The sequence below is a fragment of the Schaalia turicensis ACS-279-V-Col4 genome, assembly GCF_000296505.1.
Lineage (GTDB): Bacteria > Actinomycetota > Actinomycetes > Actinomycetales > Actinomycetaceae > Pauljensenia > Pauljensenia turicensis_A.
In genome coordinates this window covers 695,264-708,740 of the sequence record NZ_JH815208.1, presented here as the reverse complement: position 1 = coordinate 708,740, position 13,477 = coordinate 695,264, and the positions used below count along the sequence as shown (strand labels likewise).

Below are 13,477 nucleotides of genomic sequence, written 5' to 3'. Positions count from 1 at the left end.
TCCCAATGAGAATCAAATTTGAACGCCACCTGAACACACTGACCAGCGAACTCATCACCATGGGGTCACTATGTGAAGAAGCAATATTGGGAGCTGAAAAGGCTCTCGCGTTGGGCAATATCGAGTCGATCCAGTACGTCCAAGAACTCTCCGAAGAAATCCGGCAAACAGAGCGCACAATCGAACGCAGGTGTCTTGCCCTTGTTCTGCACGAACAACCTGTTGCGAAAGACCTGCATCTTGTCTCGGCCGCGTTAAAGATGATCACCGACATGAAACGAATTGGCGATCAAGCACAAGAGATCACCGAAATCGTCGCCTTCTTTAACGGACGGCACCTGCCTGACATTGATACGACCAGCATGATGGCTGAAGCAACACGTTCCATGCTCTCCAACGCGATCCAGGCGTTCGTTGCCCGCGATGTCGATAAAGCGCTGGGTGTTGTGGCCGATGACGACATCGTAGATTCCTATTTCAATCAGATGAAATCAAATATCATTCACATGATTGCGAACGGTTCGACCGACGGAGAGCTTGCGCTCGATTTATTGATCATTGCAAAGTATTTTGAACGTATCGGCGATCACGCCACGAACATTGCGGAGTGGATTGTTTTCTCCGTCACGGGACAACACGAGGATGAAATCTAATTGATTTGGTGTGTCGAAGACGATGCCAGCACTCGAGATATCGAAGTGCATACTCTGCGCGCTACCGGCTTCGAAGCTCGCAGTTTCGACGATGGCACGTCGTTTTGGGAAGCCCTGCAGAAAGAACGTCCCCAGCTGGTCGTTCTTGACGTCATGCTTCCTGGCATCGATGGCATTGAGTTACTCCGTCGTATGCGCGCATCATCCACGCTCAAAGATTTACCCGTCATCATGGCAACCGCAAAGGGCCAAGAGTTCGACAAGATTAAGACTCTTGACATGGGAGCCGACGATTATCTGGTGAAGCCGTTCTCCGTGCTCGAACTCGTTTCACGAGTGAAAGCTGTTTTACGTCGCACAGAACCAGACCGTCTTGCGGATGTCTTCACCCACGGTGATCTCGTCGTGAACTTCGATGAGTATACAGTCTTTATCGGCGACGAACGCATCTTCCTAACTGCGAAAGAATTCGCTCTATTGCGACTGCTTCTTTCACGCCCGGGAACGGCATTCACACGCGAGCAAATCTTCTGGGACGTGTGGGAAACCGACTATATCGGTGATAGCAGAACCCTGGATATGCACATTCGCACACTCAGAGGAAAACTTGGACCGTACGCATCAAAGATCGAAACTTTGAGGAACGTAGGGTATCGGTGGGTAAGCAAAGACTGACAACTCGTGTTTTCCGTTCGATTTTGGGAGCGTCTGCGACGGTTCTCCTGGTATCTTTCTGCGTCATTTCAGCCACCCTGTGGCACTACTTCACGTCGATTCAAGACCACCAGTTACGCGACGAATTAGAGTGCGCGGTCCATGGCGTCCAGGTATCTGGAGAAAACTACCTGCAAGACTTTAAGCCGGGAGTCTACCGATTGACGTGGGTCGATGCCGACGGCAGTGTCATCTACGACAGCGAGGCGGCTCCGGCTACGCTGAAGAACCATTTTGACCGTGAAGAGATCGCTGAGGCACGCGCGAATGGGCATGGTTCAAGCTCTCGTTATTCGTCGACGCTGACTGAGCAAACCCTCTACGAAGCCGAACGCCTTCCCGACGGCACCATTCTTCGCATTTCAATAAGCAGGGCAACCGTCGTGTCCCTTGCTATTGGAGCGATCGTCCCGGTACTGGCAGTAATCCTGAGTGCCATGCTCATCTCAGCTTTTGTTGCTCATCGAATATCCCGGCGAATTATTGAGCCACTCAACAGCATCGATCTGGATCAGCCACTGTTGAACGATACCTACGTTGAGCTGACTCCGACGCTAGAGCGTATCGACGCTCAGCACAATGAGTTGAAGACTCAACTTGCGACCGTTCGCAGGCGGAGCGATGAGTTCACGTTGATCACAAGCAATATTCGCGAGGGCCTCATCCTTCTGGACGAAAACTATCGCGTACTATCCATCAATCCAGCAGCTCAGCGATTGTTTAACACGGATACCACCTGCGTCGGTACCAACTTGCGGACCATTCATCACGGGCATGCGTTGTGGGATGGCATCGAACGCGGAAAAAAGATTGGTTTCTCTTCACTCCGTTTGCCTATAGGTGATCGAGAATTCCAGTTTGATTGCAGCAGGATCGATTCTGATGGTCAGCCCGTTGGGGTGGTGATTCTGGCGTTCGATGTGACGGTTCAAGCAACACACGAAAAAATTCGCCGTGAATTTACCGCGAATGTGTCGCACGAATTGAAAACGCCTTTGCAGGGCATTATTGGCTCAGCTGAACTGATCGAGAGCGGTTTTGTTGACGGGGAGGATTTGCCTCGTTTTGTTGGGCATATTCGCCATGAGTCATCGCGTCTTGTTGATCTTATTGATGACGTCATCCAGCTTTCTCACCTAGATGAAGGAGTCGATGCTCCAAAGGAGCCGGTGTCACTTCTAGCTGTGTGTCGCGAAGTCGTTGATACGCTTCAGCCTTCAGCGCAGGCGAAGAATATTCGCTTTGCACTTGAAGGAAACGACGGCATGATCCTCGCAATTCGTCGATTGATCTACGAAATCGTATTCAATCTTGCCGATAACGCCCTGAAGTACTCACACCCGTCATCGACGGTCACCATCGGTGTTACTACGACCGATCAAACGGTTGAGCTCAATGTTCGCGACGAGGGAATCGGCATTGCCCCCGAAGAGCAGGAGCGTATTTTTGAGCGATTCTACCGCGTCGATAAGAGCCATTCGAAAGAGTCTGGTGGAACCGGGTTGGGCCTGTCGATTGTTAAGCACGCGGTCAACTACCACAATGCTCAGATCGCGTTGGACAGCGACCTCGGTCAGGGAACAACCGTCGCGGTCACGTTCGAGCGAGCACAACTCCCCTAGCCATTCCCACCGGCGTACCTTCGAGGCCGGTTCAACGCGACCTGAATCTGAGCAGAATCTGGGCAAACAAAAATCCCCGAAGCACGTGCTTCGGGGATTATTTACTGCTTACTCAGCGAGTCTCGCGGTGCGCAGTGGACTTGCGGCAACGCGGGCAGTACTTCGCGAGTTCCAGACGATCCGGCGTGTTACGACGGTTCTTCTTGGTGATGTAGTTGCGCTCCTTGCACTCCGAGCAGGCCAGAGTGATCTTGGGGCGAACATCCTGAGACTTGCTTGCCACGGTGTGTCCTCTTTTGCTTCAGTAGTTTGTCGGCGCGCGACCTGATATCTGGTAGCGGGGGCGGGGCTCGAACCCGCGACCTCACGATTATGAGTCGTGCGCTCTGACCAGCTGAGCTACCCCGCCGCAATGGCGCGACCCTCGTCGCTACCTGAGCCCCGAAAGGGAATCGAACCCTTGACCTTCTCCTTACCATGGAGACGCTCTGCCGACTGAGCTATCGGGGCAACGCGAAAGAGCCTATCTCAGTTCCAATTGCTTTAGCAATCTGTCAGTCTGAGAATGACCTCACACGATGGATCTTGGATACATCCAAGATGGTGGCGGGGGAGGGATTCGAACCCCCGTAGCTTACGCGGCTGATTTACAGTCAGCTCCCTTTGGCCGCTCGGGTACCCCGCCGTGCACCAATTTTTTCGGTGCCGTGGAAGAATAACAGATAAATTATCCTCAACGCCAATCGGCGGACCGCTGGTCGGACTCACCTGCCCACGAACCGCGCATTTACAAGGAAGGGAAAGCCCATGGCAGATTCCTCGTTCGATATTGTTTCCAAGTTGGATCGTCAGGAAGTTGATAACGCAGTGAACCAAGCTGCGAAGGAAATTTCGACGCGTTACGACTTCCGTAACGTTAATGCAGCGATCAAGTTGAGCGGTGACGCGATTGAAATGGAAGCGAATTCCGCCGATCGAGTCCTTGCAATCCTTGATGTTCTGCAGACAAAGCTGATTCGTCGCGGCATTTCTTTGAAGAGCCTGGACTATAAGGATCGCGAGCCGAAGCCGTCGGGCAAGATCTACAAGTTGGTCACTCCCCTGCGTGAAGGTATTGCTCAGGATGCTGCGAAGAAGATCGCGAAGCTCATCCGTGATGAGGGCCCGAAGGGTGTGAAAGCCCAGATTCAGGGTGACGAACTTCGCGTTTCTTCGAAGTCTCGTGATGACCTTCAAGCTGTGATTGCACTGTTGAAGGGCCCGGCCGGCGAGAACATTGATGTCGCGTTACAGTTCGTGAACTACCGCTGATTTTTCGATTCACGAGGCCGGGCGGGGTGGAAGCGAATGCTCCCACCCCGCCCGCCTTATACAGTCCATGTGACGACTTTCACCCAAGTGTGATGCACGTTGGGCGAGCAGATGCGACCTCGTTCCGCCCGTTGCGCAAACAGGAAGAGGGTCAGTAGCCGGCCATTTTTTCGAGGCGCGCGCAACGCTCATCCATTGACGGGTGCGTTGAGAACAGATTGCGCACCTTGCCGAAGGGATTGGCGATCATCATGGCAGCAACGGATTGGTTGGCCGGAGTTTGTTCCATTGGACGGTGTGCCGTGACCTGCTCCAGCTTGCGCAATGCGGAGGCTAAGGCCAGAGGATCTCCAGTCAGTTTCGATCCGTCCTCGTCCGCGTCGAACTCGCGGGTGCGCGACAGGGAGAACTGAATGAGGGTCGCAGCAAACGGCGCCAGAAGGGCGATGAGGATCGAACCGATAATGCCCACTCCCCCGCCTTCGCCATCACGCCTGCTCCCACCACCGAAGAACATGAGGAATTGCGCGACTGATCCGATCAGACCAGCAATACCCGCCGCAACGGACGAGGTCAGGATGTCACGATTGTAGACGTGCATCAGTTCATGCCCCAGGACGCCACGTAGCTCGCGCTCGCCCAATATTTCAAGGATGCCTTCGGTACAACACACGGCTGCATGGTTCGGGTCGCGCCCCGTTGCGAACGCATTCGGAGTCATAGTCGGAGCGACCCAAATGGAAGGCACCGGCTGATTTGCACGCGCAGCCAGCTCTTCAACAATTCGATACAGGTCAGGCCGTTCTTCCCGCGTCACCTGATAAGCGTTCATTGATCGCAGTGCAATTGTTGCCGAGTTCCAGTAGGACACTGCGGTCTGAACCAATCCAATACCCGCAAAGATCCAAATCCAGATTGATCGACCGGTTGAACCGGCAATCAAACCACCAATCACCAGTAGAAGCGCCCACATGCCTCCCAGCAGGAACGCCGTCTTCAAGCCGTTGTGATATCTACGCTGCGTCATAGAAACAGAATATGAGAACTGTCTGGGTAAGCCCTGAAAACAATCGGAACACTATCTGAAATCTGCCTCTTATCGCCAACGAGCGCCCTCGCGGGGATCAGCATTGCCCTTGAAACAAGGGGCGGGCAGGCCTGAGAAAAGCACTGCCCGCCCACACAAGGAAAACGTTACTTGCTTCGTCCCGGACCGGTGTAGTCATCGAAACGCTCGGGAGCTGAAGGAACACCCATCTCTCCCATCTGACCAATCAGGTCAGTGGGCTTCGAATCGGAACCTCGTGAAATGTCTGTCATCGCGCGACGGGAAACAACCTTCACGCGCTCACGCACGCCACGACCTTCGGGAAGCTCGCCGTATTCGGAGCCGAGTGCACGCTCGTATTCATCAAGCAGTTCCCAGCCTTCCCAGGTCGTGAATTCGACGCCACGCTCGTTCAGCAGGTTCACCATCGCTTCGTGGCCCACCGCGGACGAGGACGCGTGCAGACGTCCAGCATTCGCATCCTCCACCAAGTGGGAGATCGTCTGCTGAGCATCAGACTTCGTCGAACCAATCAGACCAACCGGACCACGCTTAATCCAACCGGTGGCGTACATGCCCGTCAGAGCCTCGTCCTCGCTCGCCTCCGGCGTCGGAACAACTCGGCCCTCAACGTTCGGGACAACGCCGCGAGCAGTATCGAACGGCAGGCCAGGAATCGGCGACGAGTAGTAGCCGACAGCGCGATAAACCGCCTGCACCGGCCACGTCGTGATGACACCCGTGCCACGCACGTTTCCATCGCCAGTCAGCTCCGTACGCTCGGTACGAATCGCCTTCACATGCCCCTTGTCATCGGCAACAATCTCGGCCGGCGACTGGAACAGGTGAATGTGGATGCGACGGCTTGCCGTGTGTTCATCCTCGTCAGCCATCGCGTAGTTCGTCAGAGTCTTGACAACCTGGCGCTGCTGGTTGGATTCGCGCAGAGCCCGCTCACTGCCCTCATCGAAGTCGAAGTCTTCTTCAGAAACGATGATGTCAACGTCGGGCACCTTGCCCAGTTCGCGCAGTTCCAACGGGGTGAACTTCACCTGTGCGGGACCTCGACGACCGAAAACGTGCACGTCGGTGACGGGATTGTTCTTCAGCCCCTCTGCGACGTTTTCAGGAACCTCGGTGACCATCATGTCTTCGGCGTGCTTCGCCAGAACCCGCGCAACGTCCAACGCAACATTGCCAACACCCACGACCGCGATTTCCTTCGCCTCAAGCGGCCAGGTGCGCGGGTAATCCGGGTTGCCGTCGTACCAGGACACGAAATCGGCTGCACCGTAGGACTCCGGCAGATCAACGCCGGGAATATTCAGCGGAGCATCGCGGTCGGCACCCGTCGCGATAATGACCGCATCGTAGTGTTCGCGCAGATCATCGATCGTGACGTCGCGACCGATTTCAACGTTGCCCAGCAGTCGAATGTCACCGCGCTGCAGGATCTTGTACAAGGCAACAATGATCTGCTTAATACGCGGGTGGTCGGGGGCAACACCGTAGCGGACCAGACCGTAGGGAGCGGGCAGACGCTCGAAGAGGTCGATGTTCACGTCCAACCCAGACTTCGACAAAATATCGGAGGCATAAATACCCGCAGGACCAGCACCAATGACAGCAACGTTGAGCGCAGTCAACCCGTTCTCCCTTCGAAGCCCCACGCGTTTTGATTTACGCAAACAGGACAACTTGAAAATCTATCTGTGTTGATCCTAGTGTCGATCGCGCAAATCTCGCCATTTCGTAACCGGCTTCACCCATTTGGTGGAGAGTTTCACCTTCTCTGATGCTCCGGTTGGGTTCGCGCACGAGGCTCGAACGAACTCTTGGCAGGGAGCGTGGCCTCGTCCCGGCTCCCAGCCAATATCTCACCCACTGTCCTTCTGACGTGCGAAACACGCTCGGGCGAAAGAGAAGAGACTCCCCGTAAAGCACTGTGTGCCCCACAGTCACAGCTACGGGGCACACAGATGAAAACAACTGTCGAAGTCAGACCAAACGATCCACCATCAGGTGAGCAAACGCGATGAGTGCCTGCTTCGGTTCACCATCGGGCAGAGAGTCGAGCACCTCGATCGCACTATCTGACCACTGACGAGCCAGCGCACGCGTTTCCTCCAAGCAATCATGGACACGAATCTTCGCTACCAGGGCACCGAGAGCTTCATCCGACGACAGATCAGCGTCACGTTCAGCCAGAATCTGCTTCCCCGCTTCATCGATCGTGCCCTCAGCAACACGACGACGCAGGAGCAGAATCGGCAGGGTGTCTACACCCTCACGCAGATCAGTACCCGGTGTCTTACCAGACTGATCGGACGCAAGGTCAAGGACGTCGTCAGCGATCTGGAATGCCACACCAATGCGTTCGCCGAACTCAGAGACGATCGCAGCAATGTCATCAGAAGCACCCGACAGACACGCACCAAAGTACGCGGCCGTTGCGACCAGCGAGCCGGTCTTATCCGACAGAACCTTCAAGTAGAAGTCGACGCGGTCGTCTTCTTCAGTCGGACCGAAGGTTTCATTCAGCTGACCGATGCAGAGACGTTCGAAGGTCTTCGCATGGTAGCGAACCATCTCAGGACCAAGCGTCGTGATCAGCATCGACGCCCGCGCAAAAAGCACGTCACCAGCGAGGATCGCACGATTATTGCCCCACACGTGCTGAGCCGACGGAACGCCACGCCTGGTCGGCGCTGAGTCCATAACGTCATCATGATAGAGCGACGCGAGATGCGTCATTTCAACGGCAGTCGCACCGCGAATGACCTCGTCACTGAGCGCACGTTCCGGGTCACCCAGTTGCGCGCACACCAGCGCGAGGAGGGGGCGAAGTCGCTTCCCACCTGCAAGAGCAAGGTGGCTGGTCAGGTCATCAACGAGGTCACGCGACCCCGTCACTGATTCGTACAGGCGACGCTCGACGACCTCGAGCCCCGGAAGAATTCGGGACTCGAGGTCGGGAACATGGAGATCTGGCGTAGAAACGGTCACGGCAAAAGTATGACGATGTTTGACAGAATCGACAAAACGGGACCGGGGAAGACGCCTAGCACAATCGTCGCAAGTGCCAAGATCAGGACCGCGATGAAGGTCATGCCTTCAGAACGGACAACCACTGAATTCTCAGTCGGCTCGGTGAAGAACATCAGGCGAACCAGGCGGAAGTAGTAGAAGGCCGTCACTGCGGAACACGCCAAAGCAAGCGCCACGAGCCAGCCAAAGCCACCGGCGAACCCATCGGAGAACACGACGAACTTGCCAACGAAACCAGCCGTCAACGGAATGCCAGCAAACGAGAGTAGGAAGACAAGCATGGATGCCGCCATCAGCGGGTTCTTCTTGCCAAGGCCTGCCCAGCGATCCAGAGCCGTTGCCTCGCCACCGGGTTCACCTTCAGCAGTCGCAGAGCGAACCAGAGTGATGACACCGAATGCGCCAACCGTTGCCAGCCCGTATGCCAGCACGTAGTAGAGGACGTGGCCAGCGGAGCCCTGAGCCAGCGAGAAAACACCGATCAGGATGAAGCCTGCGTGCGCGATCGACGAGAAGGCAAGCATACGCTTCACATCGGTCTGAACGATACCGGTGAAGGTGCCAACCAGCATGGTCAGAACGGCAACTGCGATCAGAACCGGAACCAGGTCCCACTGAAGCAGTGCTGCGATCGTCTGGTAGAAGCGCACCATCGCACCGAAGGCCGCCATCTTCACGGCTGCCGCCATGAAGCCGGTAACCGGGGTCGGAGCACCGGTGTACACGTCGGGCGTCCAGGCATGGAACGGAGCGGCACCCACCTTGAACAGCAAGCCGACCATGATCATGAAGACGCCAACAACTGCCAGCCAATCAAGACCGCTCGCGGTCGGGACGACTGCTGCAGCATCGGAGATTTTCAGGGAGCCGGTGAAACCGTAGAGGAGCGCCGAACCCATCAGCAGGAAGCCGGATGCGAATGCACCCAGGATGAAGTACTTCATGCCTGCTTCCTGGCTGAGCTGACGGCGACGACGCGCGGTGGCGGCCAGAATGTAGAGCGGAAGCGACATGACTTCAAGAGCCACGAACAGCATGATGTAGGAATCAGCTGCCGGGAACAACATCATGCCACCCAAGCTGAACAGGGCCAGCGGGAACATTTCCGAACGCTGGTAGTTCTGAGTATCGGAACGCTCTTCATCCTGCGAACCGGGGCGGTCCGAAGGCTGACCGGCGAAAGCGCCGTCACCAACAACAGTGCGATCGGCCATCACCAGGATCGCGAAGAACGCGACGATGGTCAGGACGAACTGGGCACCGATCGTCAGCGGGTCCTCGATGTACTCACCAATGGAAGTGGGCTTGTCAAGAACCGGGAACCACCGCGTAGCGAGCACCGCGCCTGCGGCCAGAGTCGTCAGCAGAGCGACGGCAATGACCAGCGTGCGACGGGTCTTGCGGGGAGCAAATGCTTCGATGAGCACACCCAAGACCGCGCCGCCGAAGACGACGATGATCGGAATGAGCGTCACCCACGCAATCTGCGGAGCGCTAAAGTTTGCTGCTTGCAAGAGATTCAATTCGAGCTCCCTTCAAGAACTGCCGTTGCGGCAGTATCGGCAGTGCCAAGAGCAAGATCTTCACCGATCGGGGTCAGTGCACCGACAAGTGGCGCAGACCAGATACCGAGAACAACCATTGCAATGAGCAGCGGGGCCATCACTGACTTTTCACGAGTGTTCAAGTCAGGCAGTGCCTCCTTGCCGGCGACGGGGCCACCGGTGAAGACACGCTGGTAAGGCATCAAGACGTACACGGCAGCGATGATCACGCCGAGTAGCGCGAAGACCGCCAGCACGATATTCACCTGCCACGTACCCATGAGGACAAGGTATTCAGGAACGAAGCCTGACAGACCGGGCAGTGCGATCGATGCAAGACCGGAAACCAGCCAGAGGCCGGCAAGAACCGGGGTGACGCGCTGCATACCCGAGTATGCGTTCATGTCCTGGGTGCCACCGCGACGCGACAGCCAACCGGAGAGGATAAACATCGCTGCGATCGAAACGCCGTGAGCAACCATGTAGAACATAGCGCCAACCATGGCGACCGACGAGCCGATGAAGATACCCAAAACCATGAAGCCGAAGTGCGACACGGACGTGTAGGACACGAGGCGCATGATGTCGTCCTGACCGTTAGCAGCAAGACCGCCCCAGATGATCGACAGGACTGCCAGTGCGCAGAGGACCCAGCGCGCTTCGAAGGAAGCTTCCGGGAAGAGGCGCAGGCAGAGCGTGATCATGCCGAAGGTACCGATCTTGTCCAGCACGCCAACGAGCAGAACCGACGTGCCCGGACGGGCAACAGCGGCAGTGTCGGGGAGCCAGGTGTGAACCGGAACCATCGGAGCCTTGATTGCGAAGGCGACCATGAAGGACACGAACGCGCCCATCTGCACTGTGCTCGACAGGAGCGGCGCAACCTGGGACAGGGTGTCGAGGCGGAAGAAGGTGTCGGAGTGCTCTGGAGCGAATGCCCAAAGAGCGATCAGACCACCGAGCATGACCAGACCGCCGGCGAGCGAGTAGAGCAGGAACTTCATCGCTGCCGCATGACGCTCGGCAACCGGGCCGACACCGTAACGACCAATCATCAGGAACAGCGGGATCAGCATCGCTTCGAAGGCAATGTAGAAGACCACCAGGTCACACGCTGCGAAGATGACGACCATGAACGCTTCGAGGAAGAGGACGAGGGCCGCGTACGAGCCCGCATCCGCTTCGCTTTCATCTTCGTTCCAACCGGCGATCAAAACGATCGGAACCAGGATGACAGCAAGAAGGATCATAACCAGGGCCAAGGCGTTGACGCCGAGGGCCCATGAAACGCCCATCTGGGGAATCCACGAGACGGATTCGATGAGCTGATACATAGAAGCCGAACCCCAGTCGAAGCTCATGGCAGCGCCAATAGCAGCACCGAGTTCGAGGAGGGAGACGACCAGAGCAAAGCCCTTGCCTGCGCCCTTACGCAACGCGGGGGTTACTCCAAGCAGGAGCGCACCCAGCGCGGGAAGAGCGACCAGGAGGGTAAGCCATGGGAACGAGGATTCAACCATTGTGTTTTCCATTGTCTAACTCCCTCACAGCCTGAAGCCGAGGACGATCGCGAGGGCAACGACAACGCCCCCGAGGATGTATGACGCGTAGGCGCGGACGAAGCCGTTCTGCGTGATCGCAATCAGGCGACCAACACCAGCCGAACCCTTGGCAACCAGACCAACCGCGCCGTCGATTGCCTTACGGTCACCACCGGTTGCAAGCTTTGCAAGGCCCGCAGCGGGAGCGACGAACAGGGTGGCATTCACGTCATCCTGGTAGAGGTCACGACGTGCAGCCTCGGTCAGAGCATTACCGGCAGGAACGCCAGTCGGAACCTCGCCGGCACCGTACATGCGCCATGCGAGGAAGGCACCGGCAATCACAAGGACGAGGGTCAGGATCTGAATGGCCATCACCGGCATGACCGGTTCGCCATGGTGAACGCCACCGATTGCGGGAGACAACCAGTTGGTGAAGAAGTCACCAATCGACATGAGGCCACCGATGAAGATCGCGCCAATGGCAAGGATGATCATCGGGACGGTCATGAGAGCGTTGGACTCGTGCGGGTGAACCGGCGAGCCTTCCGCTTCAGTCGTCCACCGCGGCCTGCCGTGGAAGGTCATGAAGAACAGACGCGACATGTAGAACGCGGTGATACCGGCACCGATCAGAGCAACCAGGCCGTAGACCCAGCCGATCCACGGTGCTTCGATCGAACCGAAGGTGTGCGCCGCGAAGGCTGCTTCAATGATCTTGTCCTTCGACCAGAAGCCGGAGAACGGCGGAACACCGAGGATTGCCAGCCAGCCCATCATGAACGTGACCCACGTAATCTTCATGACGGTACGCAGGGCACCGAAGCGACGCATATTCACTTGGTCAGCCATGCCATGCATGACTGAGCCGGCTCCAAGGAACATAAGTGCCTTGAAGAAGCCGTGGGTGAACAGGTGGAAGATTGCGAATGCCCAGCCGATCGGACCGAGGCCCGCACCCAGCATCATGTAGCCGATCTGCGACATGGTCGAGGCCGCGAGGACCTTCTTCATGTCATCCTTTGCGGAACCGACGATCGCTCCGAAGAGCAGCGTGATTGCACCGATAATGGCGACTGCAGTTGCTGCCGCGGGAGCTGCAACGTAGACGGCACCGGAACGAACAACCAAGTAGACGCCAGCGGTGACCATGGTTGCCGCGTGAATAAGAGCGGAAACCGGGGTCGGGCCTGCCATTGCGTCACCAAGCCATGCCTGTAGCGGGAACTGCGCGGACTTACCACAGGCAGCAACCAGGAGGAAGATGCCGATGGCGGTTGCTTGAGCAACCGGGATCGTAGCGACACCCTCGGTCACATCCTCGAAGCGGACGGACGAGAAGTTTGCGACCATGACCATCATTGCGGCGAGCATACCCATGTCACCGACACGGTTCATGACGAACGCCTTCTTTGCAGCGCGAGCATTCGCCGGAACGTGGTTCCAGAAGCCGATCAGCAGGTACGAGGCCAAGCCCACGCCTTCCCAGCCGACGAAGAGGACGGCGTAGGAGTCAGCCAGAACCAGGGTCAGCATTGCTGCGATGAACAGGTTCAGGTAGGCGAAGAAGCGGCGACGATCCTTGTCATGTTCCATGTAGGCGATTGCGTACACGTGAATGAGGGAACCAACGAAGGTCACCAGCATCACGAAGGTCAGCGACAGCGGATCAACCAGCAGGCCGAAGTTCACGCTGAAATCCCCCGCGGGGATCCAGGTGAACAGGGTGTGTGCCATGCGGTGTGCTCCCCCATCAGCTCCCAGGACCTGGGCGACGATGACGGCACCGACGATAAAGGATACCCACGAGGCGCAGGTGGCCAGCAGGTGACCCCAGCGGTCAGAAGAACGACCCAGCAACAGCAGGATCGCTGCGCTTGCCAGCGGAATTGCAATCATCAGCCATGCCAGTGACGCTGCGCCGGTGGCAGGAACGATTACCTCAGCAAGGCCGTCGTTCATCGCGTGAAGAGCGAAGGATGTTGTCATTCTGTTT

Annotated in this window: 11 protein-coding genes and 3 tRNA genes; 4 read left to right on the top strand and 10 right to left on the bottom strand. The window is 57.0% G+C overall.

Annotated features, from left to right (window positions below; genetic code table 11):
* Window positions 1–5 precede the first annotated feature (5 nt).
* Genes phoU through HMPREF9241_RS03080 form a run of 3 tightly spaced genes read left to right on the top strand, consistent with a single transcriptional unit; the run spans window position 6 to window position 2,989 of the window.
* The gene (phoU, locus tag HMPREF9241_RS03090) at window positions 6–653 is read left to right on the top strand and encodes a phosphate signaling complex protein PhoU (protein ID WP_006680819.1); all 648 of its coding nucleotides are present in this window, start codon (window positions 6–8) and stop codon (window positions 651–653) included.
* Window positions 654–1,328 carry a response regulator transcription factor gene (locus HMPREF9241_RS03085; protein WP_006680818.1) on the top strand — a complete coding sequence of 225 codons (675 nt, stop codon included), beginning with the start codon at window positions 654–656 and terminating at the stop codon, window positions 1,326–1,328.
* The gene (locus tag HMPREF9241_RS03080; RefSeq protein ID WP_006680817.1) at window positions 1,310–2,989 is read left to right on the top strand and encodes a sensor histidine kinase; all 1,680 of its coding nucleotides are present in this window, start codon (window positions 1,310–1,312) and stop codon (window positions 2,987–2,989) included. The genes HMPREF9241_RS03085 and HMPREF9241_RS03080 overlap by 19 nt, the downstream gene beginning before the upstream one ends.
* Before the next feature lie 112 nt (window positions 2,990–3,101).
* Here the strand turns inward: HMPREF9241_RS03080 and rpmG are convergent, their stop codons facing one another.
* The 4 genes from rpmG to HMPREF9241_RS03060 all read right to left on the bottom strand — a co-directional run bounded on the left by rpmG (window position 3,102) and on the right by HMPREF9241_RS03060 (window position 3,674).
* A complete protein-coding gene (rpmG, locus tag HMPREF9241_RS03075; protein WP_006680816.1) occupies window positions 3,102–3,272 on the bottom strand; it encodes a 50S ribosomal protein L33 in 171 nt (56 codons plus the stop codon).
* Window positions 3,273–3,321: 49 nt separating this feature from the next.
* A tRNA-Met gene (locus tag HMPREF9241_RS03070) sits at window positions 3,322–3,398 on the bottom strand.
* Between the two features lie 28 nt (window positions 3,399–3,426).
* Window positions 3,427–3,499 (bottom strand) — tRNA-Thr (locus tag HMPREF9241_RS03065).
* A 91-nt stretch (window positions 3,500–3,590) separates the two neighbouring features.
* Window positions 3,591–3,674: transfer RNA gene (locus HMPREF9241_RS03060), tRNA-Tyr, on the bottom strand.
* Between the two features lie 122 nt (window positions 3,675–3,796).
* On the opposite strand from HMPREF9241_RS03060, the gene HMPREF9241_RS03055 reads away from it, so the two are divergent.
* Entirely contained in the window at window positions 3,797–4,300 is a 504-nt protein-coding gene (locus tag HMPREF9241_RS03055; RefSeq protein WP_006680815.1) for a YajQ family cyclic di-GMP-binding protein, read from the top strand.
* Between the two features lie 151 nt (window positions 4,301–4,451).
* On the opposite strand, the gene htpX is transcribed toward HMPREF9241_RS03055, so the two are convergent.
* The 6 genes from htpX to nuoL form a co-directional block, all read right to left on the bottom strand.
* Window positions 4,452–5,327, bottom strand: coding sequence for a zinc metalloprotease HtpX (gene htpX / locus HMPREF9241_RS03050; protein WP_006680814.1), 876 nt, complete (start codon window positions 5,325–5,327; stop codon window positions 4,452–4,454).
* Between the two features lie 167 nt (window positions 5,328–5,494).
* Window positions 5,495–6,994: an FAD-dependent oxidoreductase gene (locus HMPREF9241_RS03045; protein ID WP_006680813.1), complete on the bottom strand. Its 1,500-nt coding sequence runs from the start codon at window positions 6,992–6,994 to the stop codon at window positions 5,495–5,497.
* A gap of 352 nt (window positions 6,995–7,346) precedes the next feature.
* Window positions 7,347–8,354 (bottom strand): polyprenyl synthetase family protein, encoded by a 1,008-nt coding sequence (locus HMPREF9241_RS03040; protein ID WP_006680812.1) that lies wholly within the window; start codon window positions 8,352–8,354, stop codon window positions 7,347–7,349.
* Window positions 8,351–9,919: an NADH-quinone oxidoreductase subunit NuoN gene (nuoN, locus tag HMPREF9241_RS03035; RefSeq protein ID WP_006680811.1), complete on the bottom strand. Its 1,569-nt coding sequence runs from the start codon at window positions 9,917–9,919 to the stop codon at window positions 8,351–8,353. Before nuoN ends, HMPREF9241_RS03040 begins: the two co-directional genes overlap by 4 nt.
* Window positions 9,916–11,460, bottom strand: a complete 1,545-nt coding sequence (locus HMPREF9241_RS03030) for a complex I subunit 4 family protein (RefSeq protein WP_040318507.1) — start codon at window positions 11,458–11,460, stop codon at window positions 9,916–9,918. Before HMPREF9241_RS03030 ends, nuoN begins: the two co-directional genes overlap by 4 nt.
* Before the next feature lie 24 nt (window positions 11,461–11,484).
* Window positions 11,485–13,470 carry an NADH-quinone oxidoreductase subunit L gene (gene nuoL, locus HMPREF9241_RS03025; protein WP_006680809.1) on the bottom strand — a complete coding sequence of 662 codons (1,986 nt, stop codon included), beginning with the start codon at window positions 13,468–13,470 and terminating at the stop codon, window positions 11,485–11,487.
* Window positions 13,471–13,477 lie beyond the last annotated feature (7 nt).